Consider the following 14,015-nt stretch of genomic DNA (forward strand, 5'->3'; position numbering starts at 1 on the left):
TCATGGAGCGGTTACTATCGAATCGTGATGAAGGGCGAGTCGCTGCGACGTAAAAAGACGGAAGAAGAAGCGGCATCGTGACCGATGCGGTTAGAATTTAGACCCCGCGCAATCGGGTGGAGGAACCGGTCACGTTGTTAGCGAAATGACCGGTCACGATGAGCGAAATACGCACTCAGGCAGCAAGGGCATCAAAAATCGGTGGGGACTTCAGACCTTCCTTAACTGCCTGAATTTCAGTGGGTAAGGGAACCTGCGACCTTACCTTATTGATGCACCAGCGCCGATAGGAAGCTTAAGTTCGCTATAATCGGCAGGCATTGGCGTTTTACTTTCAGGCATGCCTTTAATCTTATGTAACATATCTTTGGTTGGCAATATAAATTGCCCATCGTTTCGGGACAATATCAACTCATTTATATTTCCACCGTGTTTTAAATGCTGAATGACCTCGTCAATGCCAAATGCGCGCGACTCATTTAAGGGGTGATCCCCTTTGTTCACCCAAACATGCAGGTGCAAGGTAGCGGTTGAAGGCGCCACCGGAAAATGGAAAAATAAATTAACCTTATCTTTTTCAGCAGACACCCCATAGATATCAACTAAATGCTGAAGGCTATCCCGCTTTAGTTTTTCCAGCATCCCAACATCACCCTGCTCCAAATCCAATATAGAGGTTAATGACTTCACGCCCGATGTTAACTCAGCGCTATATTGATTTAATTCCTCCTTCTGGTTAGCCGGTGCTTTTCCTGTTGAAGGGTCACCCTTCATTTCCTGAATCAAATCATGTGGCACTGTAGGATGAACGGCCCAGGCCGTCAGCTGGATGCCTTCTGGCCTAGTGGCCAAATCCGTGATTTGTCCAGCGGTGTAGGTTTGCGACATGTAGGGAATATTCGGGTAAATTAGAAACCCATTGCCCGTTCCCAACGGGGCAGAGTAATGGAAGACATCGGGATTTCTTTTGTACACCTCACTGTATACCTTATCGCCTGGCTCCCGGCTGTTACCGCGTAGCAGCTCAACCAGAAACTGGGTGGAATTTTCATTTTTGTACGTTTCCTTGAGCTGTGCCAGATTTGTTGTTGTCAGTGTTACCTGAGCCAGGTCGTTAGTTTGATATTTTTGCAAACCTCTTGGGTTTAGCCATCTGAAACTGCCATAGTCGTCTTCAGATTGTTTGGATATATAGGCGCCATGGGTCAAATCGGCGGTGCCGGAGTTGTCTTGCTTGATCAGCACATGATACTTGTCTTGATTTAGCTGGCTCAGGGTTTTCCGATTGTCATCAATACCATAAGCATCTAATGTTTTGCGGATCGCAGAGCTTTCGTGTTGCTTCAGGCTGGCCTGAGAGTTACGTACTGCCTGTACATCCGGGGTCTGATGGCGAGAGTGACTCGAGTCTGCGGGCAAAGTCGCAGCAGAAGGCTGCAACGCCTGAATTGAAATCATTAGTTATCTCCTGTAATTGTCATGTTGCCCGTTGCAGGTGCGTTGGCTGCGCTCAGTCACTAAGGCTTGCCCGATCGCACTGCAACGTACAAAAGAACGGGTATAAATCGATTACAAAGGCAGGTTTAGAATATTGTCGCGCATCCCTTTAAATGGAATGCCGCTAATATCCTTAATGGAATCTGAGGTCGGTAAAAAATAGGTTCCCCCGTTTCGGTCAAGGACAAGATCGCTAATCTCTTTTCCAGACTTAAGATGCGCAATAATCGTGTCGAGATCGAAAGACCTTGGTTCATTCAGCGGGTGATCGCCTTTGTTTACCCAGGTATGCAAATGAAGGGTCGCGGTTTTTTCTGCAACGGGAAAATGAAAAAACATTCTTGTATTGTCATGTTCATTTACAGCATAGATATCTCGAAGATGTTGCACTGTCTCTTGTCGCAATTTTTCGAGCTGTGGAAGATGCTCTTGTTTTAAATTTAGAATGCTGGTCAAGGAGTCAATCTGCATTTTTTTATCAATCATCATTTGTGGTGTCTTCTGGCTTGCTTCAAACCTCTCGGAGCCTGATTGATGATGTCGCGACTCCAGGAACGAGGACTGTATACCCGGATGAATCGCGTAGGTACACAAGATGATCCCATGTTTGCTATTTTTGAGTGTCTCGGGAGCATTGACATAGGCATCTAACACTTTTGCATCACAGTACGGTGTATTGGGCCTAATGAGATAGCCATGCTGCGTGCGATCGATCGGCGAGACAAACTTAGCCAGACTCTCATTCCGGCGATAAAGATCAGTATCCAGACAGGCCTCTGAATTGAGTATCTTGGTGAGAAAATCCGGCAAGGGAGTCTCCGAGTAGGTCTCACTGAGCTGTGTTAACTGATCTTTATTCGTAAAGATGATAACAGCGACATCTGGGGTTTGATATTTCATCAGACCCTTTGGATTTAACCAGTTAAAGTTGCCATAGTCATCCTCACCCTGTTTAGATACATAGGCACCGGAGGTTAAATCAGGGGTGCCTGAGTGGTCTTTTTTAACCAAAACATGGTATTTATCCTGATTTAGCTGGCTTAACGCTTTCCGATTATCGTCTATGCCATAGGCGTCCAGCGTTCTGTGCATCGGCGAGTTTTGAGTGTTGTGCACCGCCTGCACATTTAGGGTCTGATTGCGCTGATGACTTTGCTCAGTCGGTGTAATAGAGGTAGAACGATGCAATGCTTGGATTTGGGTCATTGCCTATATCCTTGATAATAAAGAATCGATTGGGCTTGTATTATTAGGCGCCTGCCTGGGAAGCAACAGCGTTAGCCAGAATACTGCCTCACTAGCGCGTTTATATCATCCTGCGCGATAGACTTGGCGTGGATATCGAGCTCGTTAATATTGACGCCTTGTGCCACCAATCGAGCTAAAAGATATTCGAGTTGAGGCCGCTGGGGCGTATAGTGGCCGGAATCCAGATGAAATGATTTCGCTTTTCCCTGTTCAATGAGTATCATGCCCGCTGATAAAACCGGCTTACCTTCTGTCGTCGAAGTATGTTGCCATTTGCCTTTTTCATACGGGTGAACAAAGATATTTCCGTCGCGATGGATAACAATAGCAGCGTGGCCCTCCATCCCGCCCTTGCCTGGTAAATGTGTCGTATCTAATAACTTACCCCCTGCTTTCCATTCACCTTTTGAAAGCGTTACCCGATAGTCAGTGGCTTGGTCTGGGGACAGATAATTGATATAGCCGACATCCTGCGACAGAGGGTGCTTAGGTTTATTCTTGAGCGTATTGATTTCAACATCGGGATGTTGATCAATCCATTGGAATAGCCCAGTCATGCTATTAGCGTCTTCCTGCCATGCACTTAATGCACCGGACTGTCCGTCAAGGCCGTTCAACGAAATCCTATCGCGATGCTTTGGATCTTTAATTTCCAGCCAGTATTTTGGGTTAGCACCTGCTTCCCCACAGCTTTTTCTTGGCATCATTTCCATGATGAATTTTGCGGTCTCTTTGAAACGCATCATGCTTGGGGAGTTTTTTATCGTTTTAACTGGTAGTGACGGAGGCTCACCCTGCTGTTCTGCTTGGTATCCGCTGACCTGAGCGAGGTGATTGACTTTAATTTCCAGCATTAAACATCCTCCTTCATCGGTGGTTAGATATAATTTTCAGTGCGCCATGGAAACCATGAATGACTTGGCTGAATTTATTTTCAACTAATGCACGCGGGTTAACTAACGCTTTTAGTTCGAAGCCATCACTGCACTTACCTAACGTTAAGTGACCCGTTTCAACGTATTCCATTACGGTTGTGATGACGGGCATGATGCGCCTGGCATTGTCTATCAATAGCTCTTCGCTAATCGGGATAAATGACCAAATGAAGAGGCGATCGTCGACCAATGAAATATTAATAGATCGCTCTTCATTCATATCAATAGCTATGGTTGAGTGTGAGTCAAAACCGTGCAACAAGCGGTCTGGAACCCCCAGTTCGGTCAGTGCATCGCGAACCAACAAACTAAGTTCATGATGAATGTTTTGAGAGAATGATAATGGGCTGTAGGTCATGAACTTCAACGACCTGCCCAAGGAGTGGGTTTGACGATCAATTTTTCTATTCATGGTATTTCCTTTAAGAAAAAACAGGTCATATATTTATCTATAACCCAATAAGCATGAGAGGGTAATCCCCCCATTTCCAGTACACGCCAGAAGTAGAGATCAAGCCACGAGGGCTAACTTCTGTTTGGGGGTGATGCCTCCGAGCGCCATATTCGGGCGCTCGTGATTGTACGTCCAGATCCAGTTCGAGCCGTAGTCCTGAACTTCGGCGATCGACTCAAACAAGTAATGCCCCAGCCAGTCATAACGTACCGTGCGGTTGTAGCGCTCGACGTAGGCATTCTGCTGCGGGTTACCCGGTTGGATATATTCCAGCCGGATGCCCCGTTTCTCGGCCCACCCCGTGAGCTTGGCGCTGATAAATTCTGGACCGTTATCGCTACGGATCGCCTACGGCTTTCCACGCCATTCAATGACCTGATCCAGCGCACGAACCACACGTTCAGCCGGTAGCGACAAATCAATTTCCATGCTCAGGGCTTCACGGTTGAAGTCGTCAATCAGATTGAAAACCCGAAAACTGCGCCCATCCGCTAATTGATCGTGCATGAAGTCCATCGACCAGCACTGGTTGGTGGCCTCAGGAACGGCCAGCGGTTCGGGCTTCTCGCGCACGATGCACCTGTGTGGCTTGATCCGCAAATTCAGTTCCAATTCACGGTAAATCCGGTACACCCGCTTGTGGTTCCAGCGATAGCCTTTCACGTTGCGCAGGTACAGAAAGCACAAGCCAAACCCCCAGTTACGCTGGTGATACGTCAGTCGAATGGGGATTCCATGACCATCCGGACACCCATTCCACCAACATCCGGACACTGATTCCACGCTGATCCGGACACTCATTCCACGAGCATCCGGACACTTTCAGGCAGGCAGCAACGCAGGATTATTCACTACCATCGACCTCTTTTTTCGAAGCGAAGAGGTCGTCGTGGAGCGTTTATCCATGCGTAAAATCCGAGAGGTACTACGCCTAAAGTTCGACGCCGGCCTGTCCGTGCGCAAGATCGCCAAAAGTTTATCCATTGGCCATTCAAGCGCGGGAGACTACCTTTGCCGGTTCGCAGCCAGTGGGCTTCAGTGGCCCATCGATATCTCTGATGCAGAGCTGAACCGACGCCTGTTTCCGCCGGCAGTACCGGTGCCGAGCGACCAGCGCCCGATGCCTGACTGGGCTTGGGCGCATGCCGAGTTGCGCCGCCCCGGCGTAACTCTGCCCCTGCTTTGGCAAGAGTACCGACTCGCTCACCCGCAAGGCTTCCAATACAGCTGGTTCTGCGAGCACTACCGCCTCTGGGCCGCCAAGGTCGACGTTGTCATGCGCCAGGAGCACCGTGCCGGCGAAAAGCTGTTCGTCGATTACGCCGGACAGACCGCGCCCATTATCGACCGACAGACCGGTGAAATCCGTCAGGCCCAGATCTTCGTCGCGATCGTGTCCCAGGACGTGGTGTAACTCCCGTGCTCTTGGCCGTCGAGATGGCTTCACCACTTTTTTGCCATCGCCTCCTGGATGATTTCAGCCTTGAGACGCTCCTCGGCGTACATCTTCTTGAGCCGGCGGTTTTCCTCCTCAAGCTCGCGCAACCGAGCCATTAATGATGCATCCATGCCGCCGAACTTGGTGCGCCACTTGTAAAAGGTGGCCGTGCTGATGCCGTGCTCGCGACACAGCTCGGGGGCCGGACTACCGGCTTCGGCTTGCTTGAGGATGGCGATGATTTGGCTGTCTGAAAAACGTGATGTCTTCACGCAAAATTTCCTTGATCCGATTAGGAGAAAATTCTACTTCTGACGAGCACTGATTTCAGGGGGGATTACCACGCAATCAAACTGGACTCGCTGGCAAGTTTTAGACAGAAAGCCTAAGGCTGTATCGGTAAAGCGTTCATTGCCCATTTACGCTGTTCATGGGGATAGTCTTTGAACGCTTTACCAATACAGCTTTGGCATGATTGGAGCCTTCACCCTGCGCTATTGGCTCAAATGGGTGGTTCTTTTCGTGGTGGCTCTTTAGGGTTGCATTTAACTCAATTGAGCTATAGCTGATAAACTAGGCCTATTTGGGTATACCTTGGATTGGCCCCTATCAAACCGGTCACCAATACCCCGTTAAATTGATGCCGCTGCCAAACGCCTAAACTCCCGTGGTGAACGGTATTTCAGCGCGCTGTGCGGATGCTCCTCGTTGTAATGCTCAAAGGCAATCGTCAGGTTGCGCAAGGCTGTTTCCCGGTCAGGTTTGGGCATGTGCGCGACGTAGTCGCGCTTCATCGTTTTGACGAAGCTCTCGGCCATGCCGTTGCTCTGCGGGCTGCGCACCGGTGTCGTCACCGGCTGCAAGCCGATCTGTCGGGCAAACTGACGTGTTTGTTCAGCGATGTAGGCCGAGCCGTTATCGCTCAGCCATTGCACCGGGGTGGCAGGCGGTTCCTCGCCGAAACGTGTTTCCACCGCCTCCAGCATCAGATCACGGATGTCATCACCACTGTAGCCGGTCGGGCTGGCCACCCAGCCGATGGCTTCGCGGTCGCAGCAGTCCAGGGCAAAGGTCACGCTCAGCTTGTCGCCGTCTTCACAGCGAAACTCAAACCCGTCCGAGCACCAGCGGGTATCGCTGGTGGCAACAGCGATACGGCCTTCATGGCGGCGTGCCACACCAGGTTGTTTAATCCGTCGTTCAAGCAGCAACTGATGATCGCGCATCACGCGATAGACCCGTTTGACGTTGATTGGCGCCTGACTTTGTTGCTCACGCCGGCGACGTAGTAAGCCCTACACGCGGCGGTAGCCGTAGCTGGGCAGCTCACTCACCTCAGTCTGAATTTCTTCGACCAAAGCGATATCGTCCATTCTTGGACGACGCCTTGCGAGCCGTGCAGCTGGCTTGAGTTGAACCGTTAATTGCGAGCGCGCTACACCGAGACTTTCACTGATCAGCTTCACTGATCGTCCCCCGGCAACAAGGGTGAGTGCGCAATCCATTTTCGCGACCGGGCAATCTCCACGGCTTCCTGAAGGATCTCGACCTGCATGGTTTTCTTGCCGAGCATGCGCTGTAGCTCGCGAATCTGCTTGAGTGCATCGGCCAGCTCGGAAACAGGCACCACGCTCTCCCCGGCACTGACGGCCGAGAGACTGCCGCTCTGATAGAGTTTGCGCCACTGAAACAGCTGGTTGGCATTAACGCCATTCTGCCGCGCCACCACCGAGACGCTTTGCCCCGGTTGCAGGCTCTCGCGAACCATGGCCAGTTTTTGCTCTGGGCTCCAGCGGCGTCGCCGCTCCTGACCCAAAAGCTCCCCACCCTTATCGTTTCTATTAGTCATATACACAGTCGTTTGCCTATCCCTTATGTTAAGGGGGAAACGGTGTCCTGTCTTTCAGGGGGCTCGTCCAATGTATCACCCGTAGACGAGCGCTTCAGGGGCACGTAGATGGAACGTTGTGAGTGTTGGTAATTTCGAAATGGCCTCGAATTTCTGACTCATGGATGAGCCTTGACTATACACATCAAATGTAACCAGCCCAGTTTCATGACCTACAAGTTCAGCAATCAAAGTGCCTTGTACGTTCGCCCTGACAAGCTGGGTAATAACGGTCTTCCGGATGGAGTGAAAAACACGATCCGAACCAAATCCCAGGGCTGTCTTCAACCTGCCAAAAGCCTTCACCATCGGGTCTGATCGGATGCCATATTTGCTACGACTTTTGGTCGCGATAAGGTATTCATCAGTCGAATCGTTCATCAGTCGCTTCACAAGATCGATGATGCCAGGGTGGATTGGGACGATCCGGATTCCAGCTTTTGTCTTGCTGTCAGTAATATCGAAGCTAAGAACGTTATCCACGGTGATCACGTGGTCTTTCTTCAATTGGCACAGTTCTTCGATACGGGCCCCTGTGAAGGTTCCAAGTAGGATCAGGTCCGCGAGGGCCAGCAGTCCTTCTGAAACCGCTGCTGCGTGTAGCTTTGTGAGGTCATCCAAGGTGAAGTCTTTGCGTTGCGCATCTACCTTGTCCCTGCCTCTCACTTTCGGCAGATCGTGTTCTTCAAATGGGTTGGCTCTGTCCTTGTAGTCGATCCGCCAACGAGCATCATGCTTCATTGCCCATTTCCAGAAGACATTCCCGGCCAGCAGGTATTGCGTCAGGGTCTTACTCGCCAAATTGATTGAATCCAACCACGACGAAACCGCATCGAAGTCCAGAGGTTTACCTGTTTGCGTGAGGTATGCCGACAGCTTTTCTAATTTGGACTGTTGCTGATCAATCGTTTTGGCGGCGATGATTCGGTTTTCTCGAAAGGTTCGGAACGTTGCCAGCCTTGCTTTGGTAATAGGGGATTTGGGTGTGTATGACTTCGGGTTATTGATCAGCCCTGCCAATTCTTTGTGTTCGTCCGAGGACAGACGATGCATCGAGGCGAATTCGTTTTGAATCGTTTTTTTGAATGCTCGATGCAATCCTTCTTGGATGCGTAGCTCGCCTTCCACACCGTTGTCCCATTCATGGTCGATGATTCTTTCAAGTAGTGCGACAAACCCTGGATTCTCTGCCTTGAAGGCTTCGACTTCTGATTCGCTGACGGCTAATGGGGGGGTAGGTTCACCTATAATGTGGAGTTTTCGGTTCCGCTTCAGGGATTCCAGTTCAAGCAGTCCTGAAACTAGATTGTCCTGCCAGCCTTCAGGCAGTGGTTTTCCTTCGCGTGCAATTTTGATTTGAGCTTTCCAAGCCGCAAGAATTGGGAGCCTGCGATCCAACGCTTCTTGGTGCACGCCTGTCATGAGTGTTTGAGAAAGCACACGACGTCCGCCGAATGCTTTTTGTACGTCTGCGGGTACCGCTAGCCTTACGTGATAAGTGCCGCCTTGAAGTTCTAAGTTGTTTGCCATTTGGTATGCCTTTGATCGATTGTACGTATTTATTGTACGTAAATCCGCTGCGAATGCCCCTGTAATCAATGGTTCTTGGGTTTTTTATCCTTATATGGAGGTTCCCTATCTCTCCGCCATTACATAGAAAAAGCCCCGTAGCTGAGAAGCTCCGGGGCTTTTTCGTTTCTGGGCGAAGAGCAGGTCGACCAACCGCTATTTTCCTTTCGTTCGCATCGACCACAAAAAAGCCCCACAAATTCAAACTTGTGGGGCTTTCCACTTCTGCAGAACCTGGAAAATTCCGCAATCAACCACTCAAGGCTGTGAGTGTCCCAGCTTGCGCTTGATCAGCTCATAAACTTCCTTGTGCGTCGAGTTATGCAGCGAATTGTCCTTGCACGCCGAGGCGAGGAAGGTTTTGACTTCGTCCTTGGCGTGCGGATAGAGGCTGGCGACGTAATCGGCTTCATGTGCTTGCGTGCAGTTGAAGTGCTTGTCGTCTTTCGCTTTGTCTCTAGCCATTGTGCGGCTCCTTTTGATTTCGAGTGATGGAATGAAACAGGGCCGGATTGCCCCTTACGCCGGTGAGCGTAGAGGTGGAAAGCAGGCGTGCCAGTCATTCGACTAAAAAAGGAAAGTGCTGTAGGACACAGTCGCGCTTTCACTCTCGTGGTCAAATCTCCCTAACCGGCGTCTCCCCCGTAGCACCCTTGATCAACTCGATCACATGCAAACAATCCGCCTTGTTCACGTACGACTCGCCGCTGGCGATGGTCTCGTGATTGCCTGCGCGCAGCCTCCAGCGCCATTGGCCTTTGCCGGTGCTTGGGGTGCCTCTGGATTGCCTGTAAATCTCGAAATACATTCAGTTCGCTCCATGCGATTTAATCGTGCGACAACCTGTGTGGCGCATCGACGCAAGCCTAGCGCAGGCGGTTATTTTGGCTATCGGACATTTGTTTCCAATCGTTCGCGGATGTTTCTGTGTTGATCTAAACCTCTCCTGCTGCGCATGTTGATGGACGTCAGCCCCGCAGACTTTCTACACTGCGGGCAGTCTGGGAATGGGGGCAATGGATGAACCGCAATGAACTACGCAAGGCCGATATCAACCTGATGGTGGTGTTCGAGACCTTGATGCTCGAACGCAACGTGACCCGGGCGGCAGAGAAGCTGTTTCTTGGCCAGCCAACCATCAGCTCGGCGCTCAACCGTCTACGCACGATGCTCAACGATCCGTTGTTTATCCGAGTCGGCCACCGCATGGAGCCGACGGCCCGCGCCGAGGACATCTTCCGCCACCTCAAGCCTGCGCTGGATTCGTTGTCGGTGGCGCTGAGCCTGACCCGCGATTTCGATCCGGTGATCAGCACCATGACTTTCCGCATCGGTCTGTCCGATGATGTCGAGTTCGGCCTGTTGCCGCCGCTGTTGCGTGCACTGCGCCAGGAAGCGCCGAATGTGGTGTTTGTGGTGCAACACGTCGACTACTGGCGGATTCCCGATCTACTGGCCGCCGGCGACATCACCGTCGGTATCAGCCAGACCCGCGGTCTGCCGGCCAATGCCAAGCGCAAACTGCTGCGGCACATCCAGCCAAGCATCCTGCGTGCCGACGCCTCCGCTACACCGCTGACCCTTGATGAATATTGCGCGCGCCCGCACGTGCTGGTGTCCCACACGGCCAACGTCAGCGGTTTCGCCGACGAGTGGCTGGCAGAGCTGGGACGTACCCGTCAGGTCGTGCTGTCGGTGCCGCAATACAGCGCATTGCCGGCATTGCTGGCCGGCACGGACCTGATCGCCAGCCTGCCGGACTACACCGCCGCAGCCATGGCTACCTCCGGATTGCTGTTCAAGGAGCCGTTCCCATTCAAGACGCCGACGCTGGATCTGTCGATGGTCTGGCTCAGCCACGTCGATAGCGACCCGGCCGAGCGCTGGTTGCGTTCACGGCTTGAAGCGTTCATGAGCGAGCGGCCGATCACACCGCCCTGAGCCGGCGCTGTGTTATATGTACGCCCTTTCTGCCGACTGACTGGAGCATCCCAATGCCACACCTGCACATGGAATACACCGCCAACCTGCCGCAGTTGAACGCCGACGTCGCGTTGATCCGGCTCAACAACACGTTGGTGGGGTCCGGTCAGTTCGCGGCAGAGTTCGATATCAAGAGCCGTGCGGTAAAGGTGGAAACCTTCAAAGTGGGCACCGCCATGGGCGAGCGCGCTTTCGTGCATGTGAAGCTGGCACTGCTCAGTGGCCGTTCGCCGGGGATCAAGAAGCAGCTTTCGCAAAGCCTGCTGGCGGTGTTGCAGGATCTTTGCGAATGGCCCGCCGGCGTCGAGGTGCAGTTGTGTGTGGAACTGCTGGATATCGACCGTGAGTCCTACAGCAAAACCGCCATTGGCGTTTAAGACTCAGGCCGCTTCCAGTTCGCTGCACACCTTGATCACCTGCTCGCGCAGCCAGACGTTGGCGCTGTCCTGATCGACGCTCTGGCTCCATTGCATGTCGAGGGTGAACCCCGGCAAGCCATTAGGCGCCTCACAGTGATTAAACACCGCTTCGCTGGTCAGTAAACGCTGAATGCGCCGGGGCAGGGTGAGGATGAAGTCGGTGCCGGTGATCATCTTTAACGCAGCGCTGTAGCTGTTCGATCGCGCCACGATCTGACGCTTCTGCGCCTGCCGTGCCAGCCAGCCATCGACCATGTTGGTGGTGGAAGTCCATGGGGTCGGAAACACATGCCGACGCTCGGTGAAGGCTTGCAGGCTCAGGCGTGGTTCCAGTGGCGTGGCGCGCTTGTCGAAGACGCAGACCAGATCATCTTCCAGCAGCATCTGCGACTTCAGGTCAGTGTGGTTGCGGTGAAAATTGGGGCCGAAACTGATCACCAGGTCGAGGCTGCCGTCGCGTAACTCATCGGCCGGCACGTCGGTTTCGAACTTGTGCATGTTGACTACCACCGGCAAGTCATCGAAGTCGAAGCGCTTCAACAGACGCGGCAGGATCAGTTGCTCGAAGTATTCCGGGGCGCAGATGTTGAATGTGACGGCTTGTCGGGTTGGATCAAACACAGGGGCGCCGGCGTGGCACAGGTTGATGCTTTCGAGAATTTTCTGCACATGGCCGTACATGCTGCTGGCCTTGTAGGTCGGACGCATGCCGGTGCGGGTGTTGATGAACAGTTCGTCTTCGAAACTGGTGCGCAGTTTTTTCAGGCAGTAACTGACGGTGGACTGGCTGACAAACAGCGTTTCCGAAACATCGGTGACGCTGCTCTGCTCATACACGGCGATAAACACCATGAGATCCTGCATGTCGAGCTTTCGAAGCAAGTTACTGTTCAGCATCCGTTCTGTCTCGCTGTGCTCCTTGCGCTGAATCCGCGCAAACGTGTGCGAATGATCCTAGCGGAACGATGGTGCCAGGAGAACGCCCTGTAGGACATTTCACGGATACATGTGGGACAGAAAGTTTTAGGAACACGACGTCATTGATCAATGTGCGCAAAGATGGCCAGAGGCCTCTAGCTCGCGCGCCTCTGCAATCATTGAATATGCCGCGCGTACTGCCGGGGATCGAAGCGCAACACCATCAGGAGCATGGCCACCATCACTGCAGTCAGTGCCCACCAAGCCCATTCGAAGCTACCCAGTTGATCGCGAGCCATCCCGGCGAGTAGCGGCGAGAGACCGGCAATCAGATACCCAATGCCCTGCACGAATGCAGTCAGGTGCCCGGCTCGCTGAGGATTGTCTAGATGGTCGAGCGAGACGATCAGGCTCATCGGGAATAACCCGCCGATGCCCAGGCCCAGCAAGCAAGGCCACAGTAGGCTGAGGTGTTGGGGGCTGAGGGTCAGGCCGCAGAAACCGGCGATGATCAGGCCGAGCAGCGCCATCAGCACCACGCGCCGGTCTCGGCTACGGTTGGCGATGGCCGGCACTATCAGTCCGGAAATTACCTCCATGGCTGTCAGAAAACCCAACAACAGACCGGCGTTTTGTTCGCTCCAACCTTTTTCAACGTAGTACGGCGCCAGCCAGGCGAGCACACAGGTGTAGGACGCTGTCCCCAAACCGAAGAAGATTGCGAGTAACCAGGCACGGGAATTGGCGAAAAACGATTCTTTCTTCGCCAAGCCGGTCATGGCGTTCGGCAATTGCCAACGTTGCAACCACCAGGACACCAATGCCAGCAGCGCCAGTGCTGCCCAAATGGCTAAGCCGAGGCGCCAGCTACCGGTTTGCACCATCACCCGTGGGGCGAACGAGGCCGCAAGCGCCGCGCCGCCCATGATCGACGTCACGTACAAGCCCATGCACAGCGCCACATTATTGGGGAAGTGCGACTTGATCAGCGCCGGCATCAACGCCTGAATCAAGGCAATGCCAATCCCCGCCAGCACGGCGCTGACAATCAACTCTGCCGCCGAATCGACAAACAGCCGCGACAGCGTCGCCAATGCAATGATCAGCAGCGACAGCAACACCGTGCGCTGTTCACCCAGTCGTTGGCTGATGCCGATGCCGAAGAACATCGCCAGACCCATGGCCATCACTGGCAGCATGGTCAGCAACGACGCGACGCTGAAGTTCAACGCAATGTCGCCGCGAATTGCCGACAGCAGCGGCCCGATGGCCGCCATCGACGGGCGCAGATTGAGCGCGACTAGAATGATTGAAAGCATTAGCCAAGTAGCGGGGCGGGAAGTGGTGCGGGCGTTTTCCATCTTCAGACCTTTGATGCTGGGGACTGAGGATTAGGCGCGTCACTGCCTGACTCGGGCAAACCAGAAAATCCGCAGCAGTATTTGAAAACTCGATAACACCCGATCACTTGTAGGCGTGAACCTGCTCGCGAAAGCGGGCTGCCTGTCTATGCAGTAGTGGCTGTCACACCGCAATCGCGAGCAGGCTCACTCCCACAGGTAAAGCCGTGCTGTTTTTCTGAACGAGAACTGAATCATTCTCAAATACTTCACAAGTTTGGATGTAATACCCAGAGCTAACTAATTGTTGGCGTCTTTTTCACAAA

11 protein-coding genes and 4 pseudogenes are annotated in these 14,015 nt (G+C 52.9%); 3 read left to right on the plus strand and 12 right to left on the minus strand.

What is annotated here, in order from left to right; translation table 11 throughout:
• Positions 1-261: 261 nt before the first annotated feature.
• From ACA069_RS07310 to ACA069_RS07330, 5 genes and pseudogenes are all read right to left on the minus strand, one after another.
• Positions 262-1,458, minus strand: a complete 1,197-nt coding sequence (locus ACA069_RS07310) for a hypothetical protein (protein ID WP_497616884.1) — start codon at positions 1,456-1,458, stop codon at positions 262-264.
• 111 nt (positions 1,459-1,569) lie between these two features.
• A complete protein-coding gene (locus ACA069_RS07315; RefSeq protein ID WP_497616885.1) occupies positions 1,570-2,703 on the minus strand; it encodes a hypothetical protein in 1,134 nt (377 codons plus the stop codon).
• A 71-nt stretch (positions 2,704-2,774) separates the two neighbouring features.
• On the minus strand, positions 2,775-3,599 hold the full coding sequence (locus ACA069_RS07320) for an IQM protein middle domain-containing protein (protein ID WP_497616886.1): 825 nt from the start codon (positions 3,597-3,599) through the stop codon (positions 2,775-2,777).
• A gap of 13 nt (positions 3,600-3,612) precedes the next feature.
• On the minus strand, positions 3,613-4,092 hold the full coding sequence (locus tag ACA069_RS07325) for an InvB/SpaK family type III secretion system chaperone (protein ID WP_497616888.1): 480 nt from the start codon (positions 4,090-4,092) through the stop codon (positions 3,613-3,615).
• Positions 4,093-4,191: 99 nt separating this feature from the next.
• Positions 4,192-4,860: pseudogene (locus ACA069_RS07330) on the minus strand (IS3 family transposase); the annotation flags it as partial.
• A 178-nt stretch (positions 4,861-5,038) separates the two neighbouring features.
• Here ACA069_RS07330 and ACA069_RS07335 point away from each other — a divergent pair.
• Positions 5,039-5,530 (plus strand): annotated as a pseudogene (locus ACA069_RS07335) (IS21 family transposase); the annotation flags it as partial.
• 53 nt (positions 5,531-5,583) lie between these two features.
• Here the strand turns inward: ACA069_RS07335 and ACA069_RS07340 are convergent.
• The 5 genes and pseudogenes from ACA069_RS07340 to ACA069_RS07360 all read right to left on the minus strand — a co-directional run.
• Positions 5,584-5,844, minus strand: a pseudogene (locus ACA069_RS07340) (transposase); the annotation flags it as partial.
• 360 nt (positions 5,845-6,204) lie between these two features.
• Positions 6,205-7,421, minus strand: a pseudogene (locus ACA069_RS07345) (IS3 family transposase).
• Between the two features lie 75 nt (positions 7,422-7,496).
• Positions 7,497-8,990 (minus strand): tyrosine-type recombinase/integrase, encoded by a 1,494-nt coding sequence (locus ACA069_RS07350; RefSeq protein ID WP_497616889.1) that lies wholly within the window; start codon positions 8,988-8,990, stop codon positions 7,497-7,499.
• Positions 8,991-9,287: 297 nt separating this feature from the next.
• Positions 9,288-9,494, minus strand: a complete 207-nt coding sequence (locus ACA069_RS07355) for a hypothetical protein (RefSeq protein ID WP_401266501.1) — start codon at positions 9,492-9,494, stop codon at positions 9,288-9,290.
• 151 nt (positions 9,495-9,645) lie between these two features.
• On the minus strand, positions 9,646-9,837 hold the full coding sequence (locus tag ACA069_RS07360; RefSeq protein ID WP_187680173.1) for a YegP family protein: 192 nt from the start codon (positions 9,835-9,837) through the stop codon (positions 9,646-9,648).
• 212 nt (positions 9,838-10,049) lie between these two features.
• Between ACA069_RS07360 and ACA069_RS07365 the strand changes: the two genes are divergently transcribed.
• Positions 10,050-10,970 (plus strand): LysR substrate-binding domain-containing protein, encoded by a 921-nt coding sequence (locus tag ACA069_RS07365; RefSeq protein WP_497616891.1) that lies wholly within the window; start codon positions 10,050-10,052, stop codon positions 10,968-10,970.
• 53 nt (positions 10,971-11,023) lie between these two features.
• Complete coding sequence (locus ACA069_RS07370; protein ID WP_187680175.1) at positions 11,024-11,389, plus strand: 5-carboxymethyl-2-hydroxymuconate Delta-isomerase; 366 nt, start codon at positions 11,024-11,026, stop codon at positions 11,387-11,389.
• A 3-nt stretch (positions 11,390-11,392) separates the two neighbouring features.
• On the opposite strand, the gene ACA069_RS07375 is transcribed toward ACA069_RS07370, so the two are convergent.
• Together ACA069_RS07375 and ACA069_RS07380 are read right to left on the minus strand one after the other, a co-directional pair.
• Positions 11,393-12,328 (minus strand): LysR family transcriptional regulator, encoded by a 936-nt coding sequence (locus ACA069_RS07375; RefSeq protein ID WP_187680176.1) that lies wholly within the window; start codon positions 12,326-12,328, stop codon positions 11,393-11,395.
• 197 nt (positions 12,329-12,525) lie between these two features.
• A complete protein-coding gene (locus tag ACA069_RS07380) occupies positions 12,526-13,710 on the minus strand; it encodes a cyanate transporter (RefSeq protein ID WP_497616893.1) in 1,185 nt (394 codons plus the stop codon).
• Positions 13,711-14,015: the final 305 nt, after the last annotated feature.

The organism is Pseudomonas sp. LBUM1652, assembly GCF_059716105.1.